This window comes from Pseudomonas migulae, assembly GCF_043225285.1.
Lineage (GTDB): Bacteria > Pseudomonadota > Gammaproteobacteria > Pseudomonadales > Pseudomonadaceae > Aquipseudomonas > Aquipseudomonas migulae_C.
Genome location: NZ_CP171224.1, coordinates 3,235,333 through 3,259,582 on the forward strand (window position 1 = coordinate 3,235,333; position 24,250 = coordinate 3,259,582).

At 60.9% G+C, this 24,250-nt stretch carries 17 protein-coding genes; 12 read left to right on the forward strand and 5 right to left on the reverse strand.

What is annotated here, in order from left to right:
- Positions 1-346 precede the first annotated feature (346 nt).
- Positions 347-673: a hypothetical protein gene (locus tag ACF6ZU_RS15005; protein ID WP_392893647.1), complete on the forward strand. Its 327-nt coding sequence runs from the start codon at positions 347-349 to the stop codon at positions 671-673.
- Positions 674-887: 214 nt separating this feature from the next.
- The gene (locus ACF6ZU_RS15010; protein WP_392893649.1) at positions 888-1,724 is read left to right on the forward strand and encodes a 23S rRNA (adenine(2030)-N(6))-methyltransferase RlmJ; all 837 of its coding nucleotides are present in this window, start codon (positions 888-890) and stop codon (positions 1,722-1,724) included.
- A 279-nt stretch (positions 1,725-2,003) separates the two neighbouring features.
- Here the strand turns inward: ACF6ZU_RS15010 and msrA are convergent, their stop codons facing one another.
- The 5 genes from msrA to aceE form a co-directional block, all read right to left on the reverse strand.
- On the reverse strand, positions 2,004-2,651 hold the full coding sequence (msrA, locus tag ACF6ZU_RS15015; protein ID WP_392893650.1) for a peptide-methionine (S)-S-oxide reductase MsrA: 648 nt from the start codon (positions 2,649-2,651) through the stop codon (positions 2,004-2,006).
- A 189-nt stretch (positions 2,652-2,840) separates the two neighbouring features.
- The gene (locus ACF6ZU_RS15020; protein ID WP_392893652.1) at positions 2,841-5,534 is read right to left on the reverse strand and encodes a putative bifunctional diguanylate cyclase/phosphodiesterase; all 2,694 of its coding nucleotides are present in this window, start codon (positions 5,532-5,534) and stop codon (positions 2,841-2,843) included.
- A gap of 303 nt (positions 5,535-5,837) precedes the next feature.
- Positions 5,838-7,232 (reverse strand): alkaline phosphatase D family protein, encoded by a 1,395-nt coding sequence (locus ACF6ZU_RS15025; protein ID WP_392893654.1) that lies wholly within the window; start codon positions 7,230-7,232, stop codon positions 5,838-5,840.
- A 388-nt stretch (positions 7,233-7,620) separates the two neighbouring features.
- Positions 7,621-9,582: a dihydrolipoyllysine-residue acetyltransferase gene (aceF, locus tag ACF6ZU_RS15030; RefSeq protein ID WP_392893656.1), complete on the reverse strand. Its 1,962-nt coding sequence runs from the start codon at positions 9,580-9,582 to the stop codon at positions 7,621-7,623.
- Between the two features lie 11 nt (positions 9,583-9,593).
- Positions 9,594-12,239, reverse strand: a complete 2,646-nt coding sequence (gene aceE, locus ACF6ZU_RS15035) for a pyruvate dehydrogenase (acetyl-transferring), homodimeric type (protein WP_392893658.1) — start codon at positions 12,237-12,239, stop codon at positions 9,594-9,596.
- Positions 12,240-12,623: 384 nt separating this feature from the next.
- On the opposite strand from aceE, the gene glnE reads away from it, so the two are divergent.
- The 10 genes from glnE (at position 12,624) to ACF6ZU_RS15085 (ending at position 24,105) form a co-directional block, all read left to right on the forward strand.
- Positions 12,624-15,563, forward strand: a complete 2,940-nt coding sequence (gene glnE / locus ACF6ZU_RS15040) for a bifunctional [glutamate--ammonia ligase]-adenylyl-L-tyrosine phosphorylase/[glutamate--ammonia-ligase] adenylyltransferase (RefSeq protein WP_392893660.1) — start codon at positions 12,624-12,626, stop codon at positions 15,561-15,563.
- A gap of 193 nt (positions 15,564-15,756) precedes the next feature.
- Positions 15,757-16,791 (forward strand): lipopolysaccharide heptosyltransferase II, encoded by a 1,035-nt coding sequence (gene waaF, locus ACF6ZU_RS15045; RefSeq protein ID WP_392893662.1) that lies wholly within the window; start codon positions 15,757-15,759, stop codon positions 16,789-16,791.
- 1 nt (position 16,792) lies between these two features.
- Positions 16,793-17,854, forward strand: coding sequence for a lipopolysaccharide heptosyltransferase I (waaC, locus tag ACF6ZU_RS15050; protein ID WP_392893664.1), 1,062 nt, complete (start codon positions 16,793-16,795; stop codon positions 17,852-17,854).
- Positions 17,854-18,975 carry a glycosyltransferase family 4 protein gene (locus ACF6ZU_RS15055; protein WP_392893666.1) on the forward strand — a complete coding sequence of 374 codons (1,122 nt, stop codon included), beginning with the start codon at positions 17,854-17,856 and terminating at the stop codon, positions 18,973-18,975. Before waaC ends, ACF6ZU_RS15055 begins: the two co-directional genes overlap by 1 nt.
- A complete protein-coding gene (gene rfaP, locus ACF6ZU_RS15060; RefSeq protein WP_392893667.1) occupies positions 18,975-19,781 on the forward strand; it encodes a lipopolysaccharide core heptose(I) kinase RfaP in 807 nt (268 codons plus the stop codon). Before ACF6ZU_RS15055 ends, rfaP begins: the two co-directional genes overlap by 1 nt.
- Positions 19,781-20,515: a lipopolysaccharide kinase InaA family protein gene (locus tag ACF6ZU_RS15065; RefSeq protein ID WP_392893669.1), complete on the forward strand. Its 735-nt coding sequence runs from the start codon at positions 19,781-19,783 to the stop codon at positions 20,513-20,515. The genes rfaP and ACF6ZU_RS15065 overlap by 1 nt, the downstream gene beginning before the upstream one ends.
- Positions 20,512-21,264 (forward strand): lipopolysaccharide kinase InaA family protein, encoded by a 753-nt coding sequence (locus tag ACF6ZU_RS15070; RefSeq protein ID WP_392893671.1) that lies wholly within the window; start codon positions 20,512-20,514, stop codon positions 21,262-21,264. The genes ACF6ZU_RS15065 and ACF6ZU_RS15070 overlap by 4 nt, the downstream gene beginning before the upstream one ends.
- Positions 21,264-22,715 carry a lipopolysaccharide kinase InaA family protein gene (locus tag ACF6ZU_RS15075; protein ID WP_392893673.1) on the forward strand — a complete coding sequence of 484 codons (1,452 nt, stop codon included), beginning with the start codon at positions 21,264-21,266 and terminating at the stop codon, positions 22,713-22,715. The genes ACF6ZU_RS15070 and ACF6ZU_RS15075 overlap by 1 nt, the downstream gene beginning before the upstream one ends.
- Positions 22,716-22,951: 236 nt before the next feature.
- On the forward strand, positions 22,952-23,287 hold the full coding sequence (locus ACF6ZU_RS15080; protein WP_392893675.1) for a YceK/YidQ family lipoprotein: 336 nt from the start codon (positions 22,952-22,954) through the stop codon (positions 23,285-23,287).
- A gap of 14 nt (positions 23,288-23,301) precedes the next feature.
- Entirely contained in the window at positions 23,302-24,105 is an 804-nt protein-coding gene (locus ACF6ZU_RS15085; protein WP_392893677.1) for a DUF3800 domain-containing protein, read from the forward strand.
- The last annotated feature ends 145 nt before the right edge of the window (positions 24,106-24,250 follow it).

A 24,250-nucleotide genomic window follows, 5' to 3' on the forward strand; every position in this document is an offset into this window, starting at 1 on the left:
TCAATGATCGCGAAATTTCCGGACAAGGGCGTCGGAAGTTTCCTTCAAGTTGTAGCGGTTTCCATGAACTGGTGGGGAATGCGCTCCATCGATAGTCTCTGGTGGTCACTCATATTTCAGTGATGGGGGTGTAGGAACCCTTCAAGACTAGAGAAGACGCTTTGGCGTCGACACCTGAATTGCGGCGCTCATTAGGCGTCCGTAAGATCAGTTGCGGCGGCTGTGCGTGGGCACGCCTCGGTGTGGTCGAGTTCTCTGGTCTCGATATTCCTACCCCGCGCATAGCTGCCACCCAAGCCTGTAGGAAGGCCGATGGTAGCCCCACTTTTTACCAGAGGCTTAAAAAATGAAAAATCTTCATCCCGATCCACCCTACGCCAAACCATCCCCTTACCCCGAAAACCGCTTCAAACCCCTCACCAGCAATTGCGATCACATGCCGACGCTGTTCTTCGACACCCAAGCCCCGCTGTATGCGCTGAACGACGCTGCCGTCTACCGGATTGAAGCCGTTACCCAAGTGCTGGAGAACCTGAGCATGCGCGGGTCGATTGAGTGTGAGTCGTTCATCCTCAGTGATTTTGCGTTGCTCTGTGCCATTCCGTTGCGTGATGGTTGTGATTTGCTGGAGATGGTCAGGCAGCGGTTGCAGCCTCGGCCTGTGGCGGAATAGGTCTGGGATTTGCGGTGAATGGTCTGGCGCTATCGCTCCTACAGAGTTTTAGGTCGTCCCCCTTCTTTGCATACGGCGCAAAACCTGTAGGAGCCGGCTTGCTGGCGATGGCGTCTGTTCAGTCCGCGATCAAGGGCCAGGGCGCCCGCTCAGCGTGAGGCCCTGACGTTCGCCGCCGTACAAGGTAAACTTCCCGGCCTTCGCAGGAGCAATCATGAATTATCGTCACGCCTTCCATGCCGGCAATCACGCCGATGTGTTCAAACACCTGACCTTGACCCGCCTCATCGCCCTGATGTCGCGCAAGGAGCAGCCGTTTGCCTATCTCGACACTCACGCCGGCATTGGTCTGTATGACCTGCAAGGTGATCAGGCGAGCCGTACCGGTGAATACCTGGAAGGGATCGCGCGGTTGTGGGATCAGCCGGACCTGCCGGAGCTGACGGCCGATTACATGAAGGTGCTGCACGACATGAACCCGGATGGCCAGTTGCGCTATTACCCGGGGTCGCCGGAGCTGGCGCGGCGTCTGACGCGGCCGCAGGATCGGGTGATGCTCAACGAGAAGCACCCCGAAGACGGTGTGATGCTCAAGGACAACATGGCTGGTGACCGACGGGTGAAAGTGCACCTGGGCGAAGGCTGGCATGTCGCGCGGGCGATGTTGCCGGTGCAGGAGAAGCGTGCGGTGATGCTGATCGATCCGCCGTTCGAACAGCTCGATGAGATGCAACGTTGCGCGGCGTCGTTGAAAGAAGCGATTGGCCGGATGCGCCAAACTGTGGCGGCGATCTGGTACCCGGTGAAGGACCAGCGCATGTTGCGTCGTTTCTATCAGGACCTGGCCGGCACGGGCGCGCCGAAGTTGTTGCGGGTGGAGTTGCTTGTGCATCCGATGGACACGCCGAACAGCCTGAACGGTTCCGGATTGGCGATTGCGAATCCGCCGTGGGGGCTGGAAGATGAATTGCGTGAGTTGCTGCCGTGGTTGTCCAAGAAGCTTGGGCAAACCCAGGGTGGGTGGCAGATGGATTGGCTGATCGCCGAATAACCACGGCAAACGCAAACCCCTGTAGGAGCCGGCTTGCCGGCGATGGCGGTCGAGAGATCCACGCTGGATGTCCCGCCGCTATCGCCAGCAAGCCGGCTCCTACAATTTGGATCTGCGTTGGATCAGATCGATCGACTGCCGCCAATGCCGGTGCCGACGCAACATCATGGCCGACACACAACCTGTAGGAGCCGGCTTGCCGGCGATGGCGGCCGAGAGATCCACGCTGGATTTCCCGCCGCTATCGCCAGCAAGCCGGCTCCTACAGTTGCATCTGGGTCAGATCGGGCAGGTCACGCCGGTGCCGCCGATGCCGCAGTAGCCTTCAGGGTTTTTCGCCAGGTACTGCTGGTGGTACGCCTCGGCAAAGTAGACCGTCGGCGCTTCGTCGATTTCGGTGGTGATGATGCCTTGGCCAGCCTTGGTCAGTTCGGCCTGGAACACCTGCGCGCTGTGCTTGGCGGCTTCCAGTTGGGTCGGGTTGGTGGCGTAGATCACCGAGCGGTACTGCGTGCCGATGTCGTTGCCCTGACGCATGCCCTGGGTCGGGTTGTGCAATTCCCAGAACATTTTCAGCAGCGCTTCGTAGCTGACTTTCGCCGGCTCGTAGACCACCAGTACCACTTCGCTGTGGCCGGTCAGGCCCGAGCAGACTTCTTCATACGTCGGGTTTGGCGTGAAGCCGCCGGCGTAACCCACCACGGTGCTGACCACGCCTTCGCGCTGCCAGAACCGGCGTTCCGCACCCCAGAAGCAACCGAGGCCGAAGATCGCGAAGTCCACGTCCATGGCGAACGGGCCGAGCAGCGGAGCGTCGTGGACGAAGTGTTTTTCCGGCAGGTTCATCGGGGTTTCGCGGCCGGGCAGAGCTTGTTCTTTAGTCGGGAGCACGTTTTTGTTCACCAGGATTTCCGAGCGCAGAACCATTATCAGTCCTCTCAGTCAGGTTGGGATGTGGGTAATCAGACCGCCAGTTTGCCCAATGCCGCCCGGTTACGCACTACCTCTGTAGGAGTGAGCCTGCTCGCGATGGCGGTGGGTCAGTTGATATTAGAGTGACTGACCCACCGCTATCGCGAGCAGGCTCACTCCTACAGGGGGATGGCGGTGGGGTGGTCAGGCGAGCGGGCCGCGCGGGTAGCGTTTGAGCTTTTCGATCAGCTCGGAGCCCGGAATCGGCCGGTCGAACAGGTAGCCCTGGCCGACGTCGCAGCGGTGGCGGCGCAGGAACGCCAGCTGCTCGGCCGTCTCGATGCCTTCAGCCACGACCTTGAGCTTCAGGTTGTGGGCCATGGCGATCACCGCGGAGGTGATTTCCATGTCGTCCTGGTTGTCCGGGATTTCGTGAATGAAGCTTCGATCGATCTTGATGATGTCGATCGGGAATTTTTTCAGGTAACTGAGCGACGAATAACCGGTGCCGAAGTCGTCCATGGCCAGGGTCAGGCCCAGGCGCTTGAGCTGGTCGAGCTGCAAGTGCGTGTCTTCGGTGGCTTCCAGCAGCAGGCCTTCGGTCAGTTCCAGCTCCAGCAGGTTCGGCGGCAGCGCTTCTTCCTTGAGGATGTTGGCGATCGACGACACCAGGTCCGGGTCGGAGAACTGCTTGGGCGACAGGTTGATCGCCACTTGCAGGTTGCCGAGACCGGCGGCGGTCAGGTCTTTGCTCATGCGGCAGGCCTGGCGCGCGATCCATTTGCCGATGGGAATGATCAGCCCGGTTTCTTCAGCGACGCTGATGAACTGGTCCGGACGGATCATGCCTTTTTCCGGATGGTTCCAGCGCAGCAGCGCTTCCATGCCCAGCAGGCGACCGCTGCGCAGGCACAGTTTCGGCTGGTAAAACACGTCCAGCTCGTTCTGGGTCAGGGCGCGGCGCAGGTTGTTTTCGACGAATAGTTTGTAGCTGGCTTCGGCGTTCAGCGCCTCGGTGAACACCTGGACCTGATGCTTGCCGTTGGCCTTGGCCTTGTGCAGCGCGAGCCCGGCGTTACGCATCAGGGTTTGCGGGTCGCGGCCGTGCAGCGGCGCGCTGGCCAGGCCCACGGAGCCGGTGACGCTGATCAGCTGGTTGTCGACGAACATCGGTTTGTCGAGGGTCGCCAGCAGTTGATTGGCGACTTGCTGGCCGGTGGCGAGGTCGGTGTTGTCCAGCAACACGGCGAATTCGTTACTGGCGAAACGCGCCAGGCTGCCGCTCGGGATCAGGCTGTTGCGCAAACGTCGAGCGAGACTGATCAGCAGCTTGTCGCCGGTCTGGTGGCCGAGGCTGTCGTTGATCCGCTTGAAGTTGTCGATGTCCACCAGCAGCAGGCTGATCGGCGCATCGCTGTCCCGGGCGAAGCGCTCATCGAGGTTGCGGATGAACGCCGGGCGGTTGCCGAGGTTGGTCAGGTTGTCGGTGTAGGCCAGGCGCTCGATGCGCTGCTGGGCGAGTTTGGTCTGGGTGATGTCTTCGTAGATGCCGATGTAATGCGTCAGCTCGCGGTTGTCGCCATACACCTTGGAGATCGACAACTGGCCCCAGTAGGGTTCGAGGTTTTTCCGGCGGCTTTTGAATTCGCCTTGCCAGCTGTTGCTCTTGGCCAGCGCCGAGGGTGCGTCGAACAGCAGTTCGCTGAGGTTTTCCAGGGCCGGCAGTTCCGACAGCCGCTGGCCGTGGACTTCTTCGGTGCTGTACTGGGTGATCGCGGTGAAGCTCGGGTTGACGTATTCCACCACGCCGTCGCAGTTGACCAGCAGAAAGGCGTTGGCGCTTTGCTCGACCGCACGCTGGAACAGGTGCAGGGCGCTGGTGGCGGTGCGGCGGTTGTGGTTGTTGATGACTTGGGCGAACTGATCGGCCAGTTCGCCGGCGAAGGCGATTTCATCGGACTGCCAGGCGCGGGTTGCACCGGTCTGTTCGAGGCAGAGCACGCCGACCACCTGGCCATCGACGCGGATGCTGGCGTCGAGCATCGCGTTCACGTCGCGGGGGCGCAGGCTTTCGGCCATTTCCCGGGTGCGCGGATCGCGAATCGCATTGTGCGCATCGATCGCACGGCTGCCGTGCAGCGCTTCCATGTAATCGGGGAAGCCACTGATATCGATCGGGTCGGGTAATTCGTAGGTCTGGGTGGTGCGGTGATAGGCCGAGATCGGAATCAGCATCGAACCGTCGAGGTTCCACAGGCTGGCGCAGTCGATTTCGTAGATGTCACAGGCGCTGCGGGTGATCAGCTCGGCGGCTTCCTGCAGGGAATTGCCGGTGCTGTAGCGCTGGCGGGTCAGCAGCAGGATCAGGTCTTGCTGGGCGCGCACGCGATCCAGGTGCAGGAGTTGCTCCTGTTGGGCGCGCTGATTGAGTTCCAGGGCGATCTGCAGGCGCGTGTTCTGGGTTTCCAGGTCCATCGCCGGTAGCAGCGGGGCGTCCTTGAACAGGCCGTCGACCACCATCAGGTAGCCGCGCAGCAGGTGTCGATTGTGTTGTTTGTAGGCTTCGCCCAGTTCCAGCAGGCTCAAGGTGCCGGCGGCGGTGTGCAGGGTGTAGCGGATCAGGTAATGCGGGCTGTCGGCGAGTTGCTGCTGGACGGCGTCATGCAGATGGTAGCGCGCTTCCGGCTCCATCAGGCTGGCGTAGGGCGAGCCAACCAGGGCGCACAGCTCCACCGCCGGCAGCCCGAATTGTCGCTCGCAATTGGGATCGAGAAACAATAGCGCCCAGCTTGGTTCATTCAGCCGTTCGAAACGCAGCATGCCGAGCCGCGAGGGCACAGGCAACTGCGTCACTACCTCGGCCACCATACGGCTGGCGGCATCGGGTTGGCTTTTCATTGAGGGAAACTCGCTTCGAATGTGCTGATCGCGCCGGGCTCTCGCCCTCTTTACTGTTGCCTTCGGCAAGGTTGCATCATTGCGACACCGACTGACAAGAGACATGAAGGCCAAGTGCTATAAGAATATGTCGGCCGGCGTTAACTTTTCTTCAGTAATGACTGAAAACTAACGTGTTTGGGTGGGAATTGCGTAATGGCTGATCGCCGGCAAGCCGGCTCCTACAAGTTTGGTGGTGGCACGGAATCTGCGAAACGACATCAATCCCTGTAGGAGCCGGCTTGCTGGCGATGCTTTTCGGCATCAACGCAATGTAATGCTGGTCGACTGCAAAAATTTGCCATCCCGGTCGTGATAACTGACGCGAAGCTGCTCCGCCTCCACCACCAGATGGGCAAAATTGTCCCGGCTGATCACCTTGCTGGTCAGCTCATGCCGATACTCTCCCTCCACCGCCCGGGCCAGCGGTTGATCGAGGATGAAGGTGGAGGCCTTGGCGTAGGGCAACATTTTGCTGTTGCACAGCGGGGAGGAGACGAGGGTGTGCACCTCGAACTCCGGATCCTGGCTGTGGGTCAGCCGGCTGGTCAGGGAACCGTGGACATCGCCGGACACGATGAAGACGTTTTTGATGCGGTGTGTACGAATCGTTTCCAGTAACCGTAGGCGTTGCTCCGGAAATGCTTTCCAGGCGTCATCGCCCAGGCGCTTGCGGTCGGGAAAGAACATCACGCTGGTGACCACGAATTTGACCCTGGCAGGGCTGTGGATCAACCAGTCGCACAAGGCTTTTTCCTGTTCCTCGTCGAGGATGCGCCGGTTGCCGGGAGACAGCTCGCGGCGGGTTCGGCTGTCGGTGACAAACCACTCGATATCACCGTTGGCAAACTGATACCAATAGCGCTTCAGGTGTGGATCGACATTCCCGTTTTCAAGCAGCTCATGAGCGGGGCCGTGGCTGGCTTGATACAACTCGTAGGCGGTGATCGCATTGTTATAGAGACGCTCGTCGTTTTTGTTTTTGTTGGCGGGCCAGTTGTCCTCGATTTCGTGGTCGTCGAGGATCATGTAGGTCGGCAGGCCGGACATCAGCTTCGCAATATGCGGCTGGGAAAACGCCGTGCGGTACTTGCTGAGTATTTCCTTGAATTCACGATCGGGCGCGATGATGTTCAGGTCGTCGATGTAGACCTGGTCGCCGGTCATCAACAGGGCGTTGACGGGGATCGTGGCGCGCTGGGCCAGGTGGGCGATCGAGGCAAAGATCCGGTCGCCCAGGTACGGCAGCGACGGCACGCCGGCCGTCATCCGCAAATAGCGACATGAGCCGACGATGTAGGCGCGCGGCGTCTGGCGTTCACTCGACTGGGTTCTGAAACGATAGATCTCCCGGGGCCATTGCAGCGGCAGTTCCTGAACCGTCTCCACGGTGTGCACCGGACTCATCGGGCTGAACCAGCCCGCCTGGTATTCGTATTCGGTGGCGGCGGCGAGGTCGTTGAGGGTAATGACGTCGCACAGGTCGCGTGCGCTGTTCAGTTGGCTGAAAACGCCTTTGGACCAATGCGTGTCACCGCTGCGCCGATAGCGAAGTCCGGCAAACACCCGCGCATTTTTTTGCAGGTCGCCGCGCAGGAAGATGCGTGCGTGATGAGGTGTCGTGTGGCCAATGATCGGGCCAACGGTAGGTTTGAACATGTTCGAATCCATTCGAAGTAGTGATTGGGTGGCGCGTTCCGGCGGGAACGGCTGCGCCCAGCCTAGTGATTGGCCCGCAAAAAAATACCGGGGTGAAGTGGACGGGCGTCGTGGGCGATGTAAGCCAGATGCGTAGGAAGTGATGCGTGCCCGAAATCAGTGTGGGAGCGAGCCTGCTCGCGAAAGCCGTCAGGACAACGCGTTCATTCAGACAGCGCGCGTTACCGTTGACGTCCATCGCCGGCAAGCCGGTCTCGCTCCCACAGGTGGGAACGGGTTTTTTCGGGACAAAAAAAGCCCCGCCAAATTGGCGGGGTTGAGGTACGAGCGTGGCGCTCGGAAAACGTGGAACGCGACGGGCCCTCCGGTGAAGGAGGGCCGGCCGGTGTTACAGCAGGATGGTGCGGATGTCCGCCAGCAGGCTGCTCAGACGCTGGGTGAAGCGTGCAGCAGCGGCGCCGTTGATCACACGGTGATCGTAGGACAGCGACAGCGGCAGCATCAGCTTCGGCTGGAAGGCTTTGCCGTCCCAGACTGGCTGCATGGTTGCCTTGGAAACACCGAGGATCGCCACTTCCGGCGCGTTGACGATCGGCGTGAAGCCGGTGCCGCCAATGTGGCCGAGGCTGGAAATGGTGAAGCACGCGCCTTGCATGTCGTCAGCGGTGAGCTTCTTGTCGCGGGCTTTGGCGGCCAGCGCAGCGGCTTCGGCTGCCAGTTGCAACAGGCTCTTCTGGTCGACGTTCTTGATGACCGGTACCAGCAGGCCTTCAGGGGTGTCGACGGCGAAGCCGATGTTCACGTATTTCTTGCGGATGATCGCCTTGCCGCTTGGTGCCAGCGAACTGTTGAAGTCCGGCAGTTCCTTGAGCAGGTGCGCGCAGGACTTGAGCAGCAGCGGCAGGATGGTCAGCTTGACGCCGGCCTTCTCTGCAACGGCTTTCTGAGCGATACGGAACGCTTCCAGCTCGGTGATATCAGCGGAATCGAACTGAGTCACGTGCGGAATGTTCAGCCAGCTGCGGTGCAGGCTCGACGCGCCGATCTGCATCAGGCGGGTCATCGGCACTTCTTCGGTTTCACCGAAGCGGCTGAAGTCCACGACCGGAATCGGCGGGATGCCCGCGCCGCCGGTGGCGCCGGCAGCAGCGGCCGGTGCTTCCTTGGCCTTCTGCATCATGGCTTTGACGTAAACCTGCACGTCTTCTTTCAGCACACGACCGTGCGGGCCGCTTGGGCTGACCGCGCTCAGCTCGACGCCGAATTCGCGGGCCAGTTGGCGTACAGCAGGGCCTGCGTGAACCTTGGCGCCCGACTTGGCCGGGGCCGCCGCAGGTGCTGGAGCAGCAGGAGCAGCGGCAGCGGCTGGCGCAGGAGCGCTCGGTGCCGCAGCGGCTGGAGCCGACGCAGGTGCTGGAGCCGCGGCCGGTGCAGCGCCTTTGACTTTCAGCTTCAGGATCAGGTCGCCGGTACCGACTTCGTCATCCAGCTTGATGGAAACGCTTTCCACCACGCCAGCGGCAGGCGATGGAATTTCCATGCTCGCCTTGTCGGATTCCAGGGTGATCAGCGACTGGTCGGCAGCGACGGTGTCGCCAGCCTTGACCAGCACTTCGATGATCTTGGCCTTGCCCGACGAGCCGATGTCCGGGACGTGGATGTCCTGAACGCTGTCGGCAACCGGAGCGGCCGGGGCAGCAGCGGCTGGCGCAGACGCAGCGGCAGCAGGCGCCGCTGCCTGGGCTGGGGCGGCAGCAGCCGGTGCCGCAGCACCTGCCACTTCCAGGTCCAGGATCAGGTCGCCAGTGCCGACTTCGTCGTTGAGCTTGACGCTGATGGCCTTGATCACGCCAGCGGCAGGCGATGGGATTTCCATGCTGGCCTTGTCGGATTCCAGGGTGATCAGCGACTGATCAGCCTCGACGGTGTCGCCGACCTTGACCTGGATCTCGATGATCTGGGCCTTGCCTGCCGAACCGATGTCCGGCACGTGCACTTGCTGAACCGAAGCGGCGGCTGGCGCAGCAGCAGGAGCAGCCGGCGCTGGAGCAGCGGCCGGTTTCTCTTCTGCCTTGGCGGCCGGCGCAGCGGCAGCCGCAGGCGCCGCAGCAGCGGCACCTTCGACTTCCAGCTCGAGCAGTTCGTCGCCTTCTTTCAGGCGATCGCCCAGCTTCACTTTCAGGCTCTTGATGATACCGGCCTTCGGCGCAGGCACTTCCATGCTCGCCTTGTCCGATTCCAGCGTCAGGATGCTCTGGTCGGCTTCGATGCGGTCGCCGACCTTCACAAACAGTTCAATTACTTCACCTTCACCGCTGCCGATGTCAGGTACGCGAATGAGTTCGCTCACAGAGTGTCTCCTCAGCAGTCCAGTGGGTTGCGTTTTTCCGGGTCGATACCGAACTTGACGATGGCTTCAGCTACCACCTTAGGTTCGATGTCGCCACGGTCAGCCAGAGCTTCCAGGGCTGCCAACACCACGAAATGACGGTCAACTTCGAAGAAATGACGCAGTTTCTTGCGGCTGTCGCTACGGCCGAAACCGTCGGTGCCCAGGACTTTGAATTCCTTGGACGGTACCCACTGACGGATCTGCTCGGCGAACAGCTTCATGTAGTCGGTAGAGGCGATGACCGGACCTTTACGGCCGCTCAGGCACTCTTCGACGTAGCTCAGCTTAGGCTTCTGGCCAGGGTGCAGACGGTTGGTGCGCTCGACGGCCAGGCCATCGCGACGCAGTTCGTTGAAGCTGGTAACGCTCCACACGTCAGCGCCGACGTTGAATTGTTCACGCAGGATCTTCGCCGCTTCACGGACTTCACGCAGGATGGTGCCGGAGCCCATCAGCTGAACGTGGTGCGCCGCTTCGCGGGTATCTTCCTCGAGCAGGTACATGCCCTTGATGATGCCTTCCTCGACACCGGCCGGCATGGCTGGCTGCTGGTAGGACTCGTTCATCACGGTGATGTAGTAGAAAACGTCCTGCTGCTCTTCGGTCATCTTCTTCATGCCGTCCTGGATGATCACCGCCAGCTCGTAGCCGTAGGTTGGATCAAAGGTGCGGCAGTTCGGGATGGTGGCAGCCAGGATGTGGCTGTGACCGTCTTCGTGTTGCAGGCCTTCGCCGTTCAGCGTGGTCCGGCCGGCGGTGCCGCCGATCAGGAAGCCACGGGTACGGCTGTCGCCGGCAGCCCAGGCCAGGTCGCCGATGCGCTGGAAGCCGAACATCGAGTAGAAGATGTAGAACGGCAGCATTGGCTGGTTGTGGCTGGAGTACGAAGTACCGGCAGCGATGAAGGAGCTCATGGCGCCTGCTTCGTTGATGCCTTCTTCGAGGATTTGGCCTTTCTTGTCTTCCTTGTAGAACATCACCTGGTCTTTATCGACTGGCTCGTAGAGCTGGCCGACGGACGAGTAGATGCCCAACTGACGGAACATGCCTTCCATACCAAAGGTACGGGCTTCGTCCGGGATGATCGGAACGATGCGCGGGCCGATTTCCTTGTCCTTGACCAATTGCGCGAGGATCCGCACGAAGGCCATGGTGGTGGAGATTTCACGGTCGCCCGAACCGTCGAGGATAGCCTTGAGGGTATCCAGCGATGGGGTCGGTACGCTGAAGCTCTGCGCGCGACGCTGTGGCACGAAACCGCCCAGTGCAGTGCGGCGCTCGCTCAGGTAGCGGGCTTCGGCGCTGTTTGGCTCTGGCTTGAAGAACGGCAGGTTCTCCAGCTCTTCGTCCTTGACCGGAATGTCGAAACGATCGCGGAACAGCTTCAGGCTGTCGACATCGACTTTCTTGGTGTTGTGCGCGGTGTTCTTCGCTTCGCCGGCACCGGTGCCATAACCCTTGATGGTCTTGGCCAGGATGACGGTTGGTTGTTCTTTGTGGTTGACCGCTTCGTGGTACGCCGCGTAGACCTTGTACGGGTCGTGGCCGCCACGGTTGAGTTTCCAGATCTCGTCGTCGGACAGGTCTGCAACCATCGCCTTGAGTTCCGGCGTGTTGAAGAAGTGTTCACGAACGAACGCGCCGTCTTTGGCTTTGTAGTTCTGGTACTCGCCGTCGATGACTTCGTCCATGCGACGTTGCAGGATGCCGTCGACGTCCTTGGCCAGCAGTGGGTCCCAGAAACGGCCCCAAATGACTTTGGTCACGTTCCACTGAGCACCGCGGAACACGCCTTCGAGCTCCTGGATGATCTTGCCGTTGCCGCGAACCGGGCCGTCGAGGCGCTGCAGGTTGCAGTTGATGACGAAGATCAGGTTGTCGAGCTTCTCGCGGCCGGCCAGCGAGATCGCGCCCAGGGATTCCGGCTCGTCGCACTCGCCGTCGCCCAGGAAGCACCAGACTTTCTGCTTGCCTTCCGGAATGAAGCCACGGGCTTCCAGGTACTTCATGAAACGTGCCTGGTAGATCGCCTGGATCGGGCCCAGACCCATGGATACAGTCGGGAACTGCCAGAAATCAGGCATCAGCCAAGGGTGCGGATAGGACGACAGGCCCTGACCGTCCACTTCCTGGCGGAAGTTGTTCATCTGGTCTTCGGTGATGCGGCCTTCCATGAACGCACGGGCGTAAACGCCTGGCGAGGTGTGGCCCTGGAAGTAGATCAGGTCGCCGCCGTGTTCGTCGGTCGGGGCCTGGAAGAAATAGTTGAAGCCGATGTCGTACAGGGTTGCGCTGGAGGCGAAGCTGGAGATGTGACCGCCCAGGTCAGAATCTTTCAGGTTCGTACGCATCACCATGGCCATCGCGTTCCAGCGTACCAGCGAGCGAATGCGGCGTTCCATGAACAGGTCGCCAGGCATGCGTGCTTCGTGGGTAACGGGGATGGTGTTGCGGTATGGCGTGGTGATGGCGTAAGGCAATTGCGAACCGCTGCGGGTTGCGAGTTCGCCCATACGGGTCATCAGATAGTGAGCACGGTCTTCGCCTTCTTTGTCGAGAACCGATTCCAGGGCGTCCAGCCATTCCTGGGTTTCGACGGGATCGAGGTCTTGCATGGCTTGCTCCAGGGCGGAAAGGCTTCCAGAATCGGTTGCCTGAGTTTGCGACTGGCCTTGTGGGCAGACGATATAAATTCTTGGATTGCCGAGAGGTAGGATTCGGCGGCGTGTAGTTTTACTACAAATCATCGGGCATTTCAGCTATCCGAATGTATATACGAGTAGTAAAACTACAGATGAGCGGCTTGTGGCCTCCGGCTGCGTTGTGAGAATAATCGTTAAGGTTGGTCTTTTGCCAACCGAAAAAGGTGAAAGCTTGATGCTGCCTGCCAAAAATAAAGAAATTTCAGCTATTTCTAACCTTTGTTCGACAGTCGATCAGGTAGTGCAATTTGAAAATTCACTACATGCAGCCTCCTACACGCCGATCAAGGATAGACCATGAGCCTTCCTGTGCTTGCCGAACTGCCCGGCATTCTCCTGCCGTTTGTCACCCGTGCCGAGCAGTCGTTCCGTGCTGCCGTCGAGGCGCTCGACGATGATCATGGCCTGTCTGCCTGGACGCCCGAGCGCTGGGCGCAATTCGCCCGCGTCACCGCCGCCAGCGACTTCGTGATTGAACAGAGCGTTCGTGACCCTTTGATGTTGCTGGCGCTGGTGCAGTCCGGCGAGCTGGACCGTGGCTTCGCCCCCGGCGAACTGTGCGCGCAGATTGCGGCGGCGGTGAACGGGGCTGAAACCGAAGACGAGCTGGGTCGTGCCCTGCGCCGCCAGCGCACCCGCCATCAAGTGCGGATCATCTGGCGCGACCTGACCCGTCAGGCCGACCTGGTCCAGACCTGCCGCGACCTCTCGGACATGGCCGATGCGAGCATCGATCAGGCCTATCAGTGGTTGTACTCGCGGCATTGCCAGCAATTCGGCGTGCCCACCGGGCGACGCAGCGGCGAGCCGCAGCAAATGGTCATCCTCGGCATGGGCAAGCTCGGCGCAGTCGAGCTGAACCTGTCGTCGGACATCGACCTGATCTTCGCCTACCCCGAGGGCGGCGAAACCGTCGGGGTGAAGCGCTCGCTGGATAACCAGGAATTTTTCATCCGCCTCGGCCAGCGCGTGATCAAGGCCCTGGACCCGATGACCGTCGACGGCTTCGTGTTTCGCGTCGACATGCGCCTGCGCCCTTACGGTTCGTCGGGCGCGTTGGTGCTGAGCTTCAACGCGCTTGAGCAGTATTACCAGGATCAGGGTCGCGACTGGGAACGCTACGCGATGATCAAGTCGCGGGTGGTGGCCGGCGACCAGGTGGCCGGCGCGCAACTGCAAGAGATGCTGCGTCCCTTCGTTTACCGGCGTTACCTGGACTTCTCGGCCATCGAAGCGCTGCGCACCATGAAGCAGCTGATTCAGCAGGAAGTGCGGCGCAAGGGCATGGCCGACAACATCAAGCTGGGTTCCGGCGGTATCCGCGAAGTCGAGTTTATCGCCCAGGCGTTCCAGCTGATTCACGGCGGCCGCGACCTGAGCCTGCAACAACGTCCTCTATTAAAAGTGCTGAGCACCCTGGAAGGTCAGGGTTACCTGCCGCCGGCGGTGATCAGCGAGCTGCGTGAAGGCTACGAATTCCTGCGGTACACCGAGCACGCGATCCAGGCGATTGCCGACCGCCAGACCCAGATGCTGCCGGATGGCGCGCAGGATCAGGCGCGCATTGCCTTTATGCTGGGCTTCGCCGATTGGGACGCCTTCCATGCGCAGCTGATGTACTGGCGCGGGCGGGTGGCCTGGCATTTCGGGCAGGTGATTGCCGATCCCGACGAAGAAGAGGGCGCCGAAAGCGAAGTGGTGGTGGGCGGTGAGTGGTTGCCGCTGTGGGAAGAAGCGCAGGACGAAGAGGCCGCGTGCCGTCAGTTGCAGGAAGGCGGTTTCACCGATGCCACCAAAGCCCTGAAAGCCCTGGCCAGCCTGCGCAGCAGCCCGCAATTGCGTGCCATGCAGCGCTTGGGCCGCGAACGCCTCGATGCCTTTATTCCACGGTTGCTGGCCCAGGCGGTCGAGCACGCCAATCCCGATCTGGTGCTGGAACGTGTGCTGCCGCTGGTGGAAGCCGTGGCCCGGCGCTCCGCGTATCTGGTGCTGCTGACGGAAAACCCCGGCGCGTTGCGCCGTTTGCTGACCTTGTGCGCCGCGAGTCCGTGGATCGCCGAGCAGATCACTCGCTTCCCGCTGCTGCTCGACGAATTGCTCAACGAAGGGCGTTTGTTCAAGCCGCCGTTGGCCCCGGAACTGGCCGCCGAGTTGCGCGAGCGCCTGACGCGGATTCCCGAGGACGACCTCGAACAACAAATGGAAGCCTTGCGCCATTTCAAACTGGCGCACCGCTTGCGCGTTGCCGCGTCGGAAATCGCCGGCAGCCTGCCGTTGATGAAAGTCAGCGACTACCTGACCTGGCTCGCCGAAGCGATCCTCGAACAGGTGCTGGCCCTGGCCTGGCGCCAGACCGTTGCCAAGCATGGCACGCCGCAGCGCACTGACGGCACGTTGTGCGATCCCGGCTTCATCATTGTCGGTTACGGGAAAGTCGGCGGGCTGGAACTCGGGCATGGTTCGGACCTGGACCTGGTGTTCATCCACGACGGCGATCCGCAGGCGGAAACCGACGGGCCGAAACCGATCGATGGCGCGCAGTTCTTCACCCGTCTCGGCCAGCGGATCATCCACTTGCTCACGGCCCAGACCAACTCCGGACAGTTGTATGAAGTGGACATGCGCCTGCGGCCGTCCGGTGCTTCCGGTCTGTTGGTGAGTTCGCTCGGGGCGTTTGCCCGGTATCAGGAAAACGAAGCCTGGACCTGGGAGCATCAGGCGCTGGTGCGCGCCCGGGTGCTGGTGGGCAGTCAGGATGTCGGCCAGGCGTTCGAGAAGGTTCGTGCGGCGATATTGGGCAAAGTCCGGGATTTGCCGACCTTGCGCCAGGAGGTCAGCGAGATGCGCGCGAAGATGCGCGATAACCTTGGCAGCAAGAGCACCGCGGCCGGCACCGGGGCAAATGCCTTCGAGGCCACGGCGCCGTTCGATCTCAAGCAGGACGCGGGAGGTATCGTCGATATTGAATTTATGGTGCAATACGCGGCTCTGGCGTGGTCCGAAACACACCCGCCATTGCTGCGCTGGACCGATAACATCCGCATTCTGGAAGAGCTGGAACACGAAGGGCTGATGCCCGCCGAAGACGCCAGCCTGTTGCGCGAGGCCTATAAAGCCTACCGCTCCGCCGCCCACCGGCAGGCCTTGCAGAAGGACGCCGGGGTGATACCGGGCGACCAGTTCGTGGACGAGCGGCGGCAGGTGTTGCGGATCTGGAAAGAGTTGGGGCTAAGCTGAAACCGGGTAGTTGATACGCCAATATCCCCTGTAGGAGCGAGCTTGCTCGCGATGAATTTGAAATCGCCGCGGGGTGCCAGACTTGTCGCGTTATCGTTAACGACCATCGCGAGCAAGCTAGCTCCTACAATAGATCTGCAGTGTTTTGTAGAAGGGGAGGCGTATGCCTCCCCGGTTCGTTTTTGGAAACCACATGAAAATTCTGATCGTTGGGCCCAGTTGGGTCGGTGACATGGTGATGGCGCAGACACTGTTTCAGTGCCTCAAGCAGCGCCACCCGCAATGCGAAATCGACGTGCTGGCCCCCGAGTGGAGCCGGCCGATTCTTGAGCGCATGCCCGAAGTCCGCCAGGCCTTGAGCTTTCCGCTCGGCCACGGCGCGCTGGAACTGGCGACGCGTCGGCGCATCGGCAAATCCCTGGCCGGCCAGTACGACCAGGCGATCCTGTTGCCCAACTCCCTGAAGTCGGCGCTGGTGCCGTTCTTCGCCGGCATCCCGAAACGAACCGGCTGGCGTGGCGAATTCCGCTACGGCCTGCTCAATGACGTGCGCACGCTGGACAAGGACCGTTACCCGCTGATGATCGAGCGCTTCATGGCCCTGGCTTACGAGCCTGGTCTCGAACTGCCGAAACCCTATCCGCGCCCGACCTTGCAGATCGATCCGGTCACCCGCGAAGCGGCGCTGGACAAGTTCGGCCTGACCCTCGACCGTCCGGTATTGGCGCTGTGCCCCGGTGCCGAGTTCGGCGAGTCCAAGCGCTGGCCGTCGGAGCATTACGCCAAGGTCGCCGAAGCGAAGATTCGCGAAGGCTGGCAAGTCTGGCTGTTCGGTTCGAAAAACGACCACGCGGTGGGCGAAGACATTCGCGCGCGACTGATTCCCGGTCTGCGTGAGGAGTCGGTTAACCTCAGTGGCGGCACGTCCCTGGCCGAGGCGATCGACTTGCTGTCCTGCGCTGACTCGGTGGTGTCCAACGACTCCGGCCTGATGCACGTCGCGGCGGCGCTGAATCGTCCGTTGGTGGCGGTGTACGGCTCGACGTCGCCGGGCTTCACCCCGCCGCTGGCCGAGCACGTCGAGATCGTGCGCCTGGGCATCGAATGCAGCCCGTGCTTCGATCGCACGTGCCGTTTCGGTCATTACAACTGCCTGCGCCAGCTCATGCCGCAAGCGGTGAACGAAGCCTTGCAGCGTTTGCAGGGCACTGTGGTCGAGGTCAAATAGTTTGCGGGTTCTGCTGATCAAGACTTCATCGCTGGGCGACGTGATTCATGCGTTGCCGGCGCTGACCGACGCGGCCCGGGCGATCCCCGGCATCAAGTTCGACTGGGTGGTGGAAGAAGGTTTCGCCGAGATCCCGACCTGGCACCCGGCCGTGGGCAAGGTGATTCCGGTGGCGATCCGCCGCTGGCGCAAAAACATCTGGCAGACGATCAAGAGTGGCGAGTGGAAGCGCTTCAAACAGAGCGTTCGCGCGACGAAATACGATCTGGTGATCGACGCCCAGGGCCTGTTGAAAAGCGCCTTGCTGACCCGTTACGCCAAGGCGCCGGTGGCGGGCCTCGATAAAGGCTCGGCGCGGGAACCGATTGCTGCACGCTTCTATGACCGGCGCCTGGCGGTTGCCCGTGGCCAGCACGCGGTCGAGCGTGTGCGCCAATTGTTCGCCATCGCGCTGGGCTACGACTTGCCCAAAGGCCTGGGCGATTACGGCCTGAACATCGAGCGCTTGGTGGAATTGCCGCGTAAGAATCCCTACGTGCTGTTCCTGCACGGCACCACTTGGGACACCAAACACTGGCCGGAAGCCTACTGGCGCGAGCTGGCGGAGCGCGTCGGTTACCTGGGTGTCGGCGTGAAGCTGGCGTGGGGCAACCCGGCGGAGAAGGCCCGGGCCGAACGGATCGCCAAGGACATGCGCCACGTCGAAGTGCTGCCCAAGCTGAACCTGGCCGGCGTCGGCAAAGTCCTGGCCGGTGCGCAAGCCTGCGTCGCGGTCGACACCGGCCTCGGCCACCTCGCCGCCGCGCTCGACGTGCCGACGCTGTCGTTGTTCGGCCCGACCAATCCGGGTCTGACCGGTGCCTATGGCAAGGCGCAGATTCACATCGCCAGCGATTTCCCCTGCGCACCCTGCCTGCAAAAGAAATGCACTTATCAACCGACGGCCGAAGATGCCCGCCGGTTTGACCTGAAACGCGAGTCGCCACTGTGCTTCACGCGTTTGAATCCCGAGCGTGTCGCGACCCGACTGAGCACGTTGTTACTGGCTGAGGAGCTGCGCTGATGCAATTGGCATTCGTCTTGTACAAGTACTTTCCGTTTGGAGGCTTGCAGCGCGATTTCATGCGCATAGCCCTGGAGTGCCAGCGGCGCGGTCATCAGATTCGCGTCTACACGCTGATCTGGGAAGGTGACATCCCGCCGGGTTTTGAAGTGCTCGTGGCGCCGGTCAAAGCGTTTTTCAATCATCGCCGCAACGAAAAACTCAGTGAGTGGATGGAGGCCGATCTGGCCAAACGTCCCGTGGACCGTCTGATCGGCTTCAACAAGATGCCGGGCCTGGATGTTTACTACGCCGCTGATGGCTGTTTCGAAGACAAGGCGCAGAACCTGCGCAACTCGCTGTACCGTCGTTGGGGGCGTTACCGTCACTTCGCCGAGTACGAGCGCGCGGTGTTCGCCAAGGACGCCAAGACCGAAGTGCTGATGATTTCCGAAGTCCAGCAGCCGCTGTTCATCAAGCATTACGACACGCCGCTGGAGCGTTTCCATTTGCTGCCGCCGGGCATCTCCCAGGACCGTCGCGCGCCGCCCAATGCCGCCGAGATCCGCGCCGATTTCCGTCGCGAATTCAACCTGAAGGACGACGAGCTGCTGCTGGTGCAGATCGGCTCCGGGTTCAAGACCAAAGGCGTGGATCGCAGCCTCAAGGCGTTGGCCGCGTTGCCTGCTGATCTGAAGAAACGCACCCGGCTGTTTGTAATTGGCCAGGACGACCCCAAATTATTCCAGATGCAGAGCGCCACCCTGGGGCTCGGTGACAACGTGACGTTCCTCAAGGGCCGCAGCGATATCCCGCGTTTCCTGCTGGGTGCCGACCTGTTGATCCATCCGGCCTACAACGAAAACACCGGGACCGTGTTGCTCGAAGCGCTGGTCGCCGGGTTGCCGGTGCTGGTGAGTGCGGTGTGCGGTTATGCCCATTACATCGCCGAAGCCGACGCGGGCCTGGTGCTGGACGAACCCTTCGATCAGGCGCAACTCACGCAATACCTGACCGGCATGTTGAACGACGCAAATGCACGGGCGGCCTGGAGCCGCAACGGTCTGGCCTTCGCTGAGACGGCCGACCTCTACAGCATGCCGCAGCACGCGGCGGATGTGATTCTGGCGGAGCACGCTTAATGAAGTTGATGCTGGCTGAACCGTTCAAAAGCCTTTGGGCCGGACGTGACCCGTTCACCGAAGTCGAGGGCTTGCAGGGCGAGGTTTACCGCGAGCTGGAAGCGCGTCGCACGTTGCGCACTGAAGTGAACGGCCACGGTTTTTTCGTGAAGATTCACCGGGGCATCGGCTGGGGCGAGATCTTCAAGAACCTGCTCACCGCCAAGCTGCCGGTACTCGGCGCGGGCCAGGAATGGAAAGCCATTCAGCGCCTGCAGGAAGTCGGCGTGCCGACCATGACTGCCGTCGCCTACGGTGAAAAGGGCAGCAACCCGGCGGATCAGCATTCGTTCATCGTCACCGAAGAGCTGGCGCCGACCGTCAGCCTCGAAGACTTCAGCATCAACTGGGTCAAGCAGCCGCCGGAGCCAACACTCAAGCGTGCGCTGATCGCCGAAGTCGCGCGCATGACCGGCATGATGCACCGCGCCGGGGTCAACCATCGCGATTGCTACATCTGCCACTTCCTGCTGCACACTGACAAGCCGGTGACCGCTGAAGACTTCAAGCTCTCGGTAATCGACCTGCACCGCGCCCAGACCCGCCCGACGATCACCCAGCGCTGGCGCAACAAGGATCTGGCGGCGCTGTACTTCTCGGCCCTGGACATCGGCCTGACCCGCCGCGACAAGCTGCGTTTCCTCAAGGGCTATTTCCAGCGACCGCTGCGTCAGATCCTCGGCGAAGAAGCCGGGCTGCTCAGCTGGCTCGAAGGCAAGGCGAACAAGCTCTACGACCGCAAACAGCGATACGGGGATGCGCTCTGATGTCGGGCTGGAGACTGGAACCCGCTTACAGCGACCTGGCCGACGACTTCGGCAGCCTCGAGGCCGTCTTCGCCCTTCAAGGCGAGCAGTTGACCCGCGACCCGTTGTCCGAGGTCGTACGAGTCCAGCGCAAGGGCGTCAACTATTACGTCAAACGCTACGTCGGCGCCGGCAAGGGCTTGCGTCGTTACCTCGGTAAGCCGCGGGTGAAAATGGAATGGCAGAACCTCAAGCGCTTTGCCAAGTGGGGCATCCCTACGGCCGAAGTGGTTGCCTGGGGCCTGGAACGCCGTGGTGCGACCTACGCTCGCGGGGCAATGATCACCCGTGAGCTGCCGCATACCGAAGACTTGAATGCGCTGGCCGAGCGGCATGACCCGAAACTGGCGGATCGCGCCTGGGTCGATCACATCAGCCGGCAACTGGCCGGTTACACCCGGACCATGCACGACAATCGCTTCACCCATAACGATTTGAAGTGGCGCAACCTGTTGGTGGACGATCAGGCGCGACTGTTCCTGATCGACTGCCCCAACGGAGATTTCTGGAGCGGTTTCTGGCTCAAGTACCGCATCACCAAGGATCTGGCCTGCCTGGACAAAGTCGCCAAATATCATTTGTCGGCCACCCAGCGCCTGCGCTTTTACCTGCAATACCGCCAACGGACGCGGCTCAATGCCGCCGATAAGAAACGTATCCGGCACGTGGTGAGATTTTTCGAGGGACGCGAATGACTGATTTTCTGGCCGCTGAAGACCGTGCGCTACTGGAGCGACACGGCCTCGGCACCTTCGACGCACTGTGGGCCCGGCAGCTTGAGGCTGTGGATGAGCCCAATACCGCGCGCGGTGGCTGGAGCAGCGTGTTTCGGCTGGATCTTGAAGGTCATGGCTTTTACCTCAAGCGTCAAAGCAATTACCAGATGCGCACCTTGCATGCGCCTTTTGGCGAACCCAGTTTTGCCCGGGAATTTCGCAACATCAGCCGTTATGAAAAACTCGGCATTCCCGCGCTGAAAGCGGCGTTCTTTGGCCAGCGCAAGGTCGACGGCGAAGTCCGCGCGGTGCTGCTGACCCGCGCGCTGGACGGCTGGAATGACCTGGATTCGCTGTTGGAGCGTTGGTCGGAACTTAGCGACGCGCAGCATTCGGCGATCCTGAAAGCCTGCGGGCAACTGGCTCGGCGCCTGCACGGCGCGCGTCAGGTTCACGGCTGCTTTTACCCCAAGCACATTTTTCTCCAGGCCACCGGTGACGGCTACATGGCCCAGCTGATCGACCTGGAAAAGACCCGCCCGCTGTTGTTCGGTCATCGCGACCGGGTCAAGGATCTGGAACCGCTGACGCGTCGCGCGTCGCAGTGGACGGATGCGCAGCTGCGTGAGTTGCTGGCCAGCTACCTGGATCAACCGCAGGACAGTTCGCTGATTGACAGCTGGTTGACGCGATTGACCGCGCGCCGCAGTTACAAGAGGTCGGTCTGATGCGTTTGTCTGAACTTAAAGATGCCGGGCGTCATCCGGTTCTGCCAGTGAGCATTGCGTTGGCCGATGCTGCCGGGCCTGCCGATTTGCAGTTGTTGAGCCTGTTGCGCGTATTGCCGGGGCAGCGCTACGTTGGTGCCGGTGTCTGGCGTGGCCGGCCGGTGCTGGCCAAGTTGCTGGTGGGCAGCAAGGCTGCGCGGCATTTTCAGCGTGAAGTGAACGGTGTGCGTTTGCTCGCAGCCCAGGGCTTGACCACACCGCAGCTGTTGGCCGACGGTCTGAAGGACGGCGAGGGCGGCTGGCTGCTGTTCGATTTTATTGAAGGCGCCGAGAGCCTCGGTGATACCTGGAAGCAGGTCGAGCATCAGCCGGTGCTTTCAGACGGGCAAGGGGCCGTGTTGGCCGAGGCGCTGGGCGCGATCGGTCAGATGCACCGCAGAGGCTTGTGGCAGGAAGACCTTCATCTGGACAACCTGCTGCGCCAGGGTGGTCGATTGTATTTGATCGATGGCGCCGGGATCTGCAGCGAGACCCCTGGTCAGCCGCTGTCTCGACAGAAAGTCCTGGAAAACCTCGGGGTGTTTTTCGCCCAGTTGCCCAAGTCGCTGGAGCCGTTCACCGAAGAACTGCTGGTGTATTACCTCCTGAGCAACGGCGAGCATGCCTTGCCGATGGAAGCGTTGCAGAAGCAGATCGACAAGGTGCGCAGCTGGCGTCTCAAGGACTTCCTGATCAAGGTCGGCCGTGAGTGCACGTTGTTCAGTGTGCAGCGCGGGGCGTTCGGCTTGCGGGCGATTCGTCGCGAAGAAGAAGCGGCCATGCTGCCGGTGCTCGATCAGGCGGACGCACTGCTTGATCAAGGTCATTTGTACAAGACGGGCGGCGCGGCGAGCGTGGGAAAAGTCGTTGTGGCCGGTCGGACGCTGGTGATCAAACGCTACAACATCAAGGGGTTTGCCCATTGGCTCAAGCGCTTCTGGCGGCCGAGCCGGGCCTGGCATTCCTGGCGCGAGGGTAATCGGCTGGCGTTCCTGGGGATCGCCACGCCGAAACCGCTGGCGGTCCTGGAAAAGCGTTTCCTCTGGTTGCGCAGCCGGGCGTATCTGGTGACCGAATACTTGCCGGGGCCGGACATCATTGAGCGGTTCGCACCGTATGTTGAAAGCGGTGAAGCACCCGAGGCCGAGCTGGTTGCGCTGGATCATCTGTTTGCCGAGCTGATTGGCGAGCGGATCAGCCACGGCGATTTCAAGGGCCACAACCTGTTCTGGCAGCAAGATCGCTGGTCGCTGATCGACCTGGACGCCATGCGTCAGCACAGTTCCCTCGCCAGCTTCGCCCCGGCGTATGCGCGGGACCGGGCGCGGTTCATGCGTAACTGGCCTGAGAGCAGTGCGCTGTATCAGGTGATTGACCATCGGCTGCCCAAAGACATCTCCGGCGCGGTCTGAATCGGACCTGCGGCCCTATCGCGAGCAGGCTCGCTCCCACAATGGATGGGTGTGCACAACACTTCAATTGTAGGAGCGAGCCTGCTCGCGATGAGGCCGGAAAACCCAATACAAATGCCAAGCCATTCATGCCGGACAAGTTCTTATGAAACGCCCTACATGATCTCCAGACCCCATGAACTGTGCCCTGAATAGTCACGATGCTAGCGTGCCTGACGATTCTCGGAGGGCAGATCTTGACGATAAAAACAGCGGTCGTGCTCGGCGTATGTTCACTGGCGTTATCCGGTTGCGGCACCGTTTCGACGGTCCTGCAAAACGATGAAGACGCCGCGCGCAGTCTCAGAAAACAAAAAACCTACTGCCAGTCCATCCCGCGTATCTACAGCGGTCTGGCCTACGATTTCTGCGTGCTGAACGCACCGCCAGACCCCACGGGCGTTCTCGTACCACTGATCCTGCTGGACCTGGCGTTGTCCGGCGCGCTGGACACGGTAGCCTTGCCATACACGGTCTACCGGCAGGGGGTCGACGGCAATATCAGGATTTACGGGTGGCCAGGGCGCGGATAGCTCTTTTGTATTTTATGAATGAACGTTTACCTTCGATCGGAAAGTACAGCGACTTTGTCATATACGTCGACGAGAGCGGCGATCACGGGATGCAAACACTAGATCCAAACTATCCAGTGTTTGTATTGGCGTTTTGTGTTTTTCATAAAAGGCACTATTGCGAGAAAGTCATTCCGGCTCTCCAGAAATTCAAGTTCAGTCATATGGGGCACGATCTGATCGGCCTGCATGAACTGGAAATTCGAAAAGAGAAAGGAGCCTTTTCTAAGCTCTTCACCTCTAGACAACACAAACATGCCTTTCTCGATGAGCTGACAGACATCATTGAGGCAAGCAACTTCGTCCTGATCAGTTGTGTGGTCGACAAGGTCCCTCTACGTGAGAAGCAAGGTCCCGCTCATAATCCTTATCACGTCGCGCTTGGCTTCTGCCTGGAAACGCTTTACGAGTTTCTACGGGAAAAGAATCAGCAAAGTGCGTTGACTCATGTGATTTTCGAGCGTCGAGGGAGGCGGGAAGATAACGAATTGGAACTGGAGTTTCGCCGCATGTGCGATGGCGCGAACCGAGCGGGCATCCAGCTGCCGTTCGACATCGTCTTTGCTACCAAACAAGTGAACTCAACGGGGTTGCAGCTAGCGGATCTTGTTGCAAGACCCATTGGTTTGAGCGTTTTAAGGGCAGGGCAGGAAAATCGTGCTTTTGACGTACTAAAGCGTAAGTTCTACTGCAGTGGTGGGCGCGACAACGTAGGTGAGGGGTTTGAAAACTGGGGGTTGAAAATTTTCCCTCTCCCAGAAAGCGAAAAGCCCCGGTGAAACTCACCGAGGCCATAACGCCGACCGGGATCCCCCAGTCCATTTGCGCAGGAGTCTATGTCGATAGATCTTGCGCTGTCAACGCGACAGCCCGCTGTTTCCCGCTAGAGGTTTGGCGCAGCTTTTAAGCTATAATCCCGCCCTT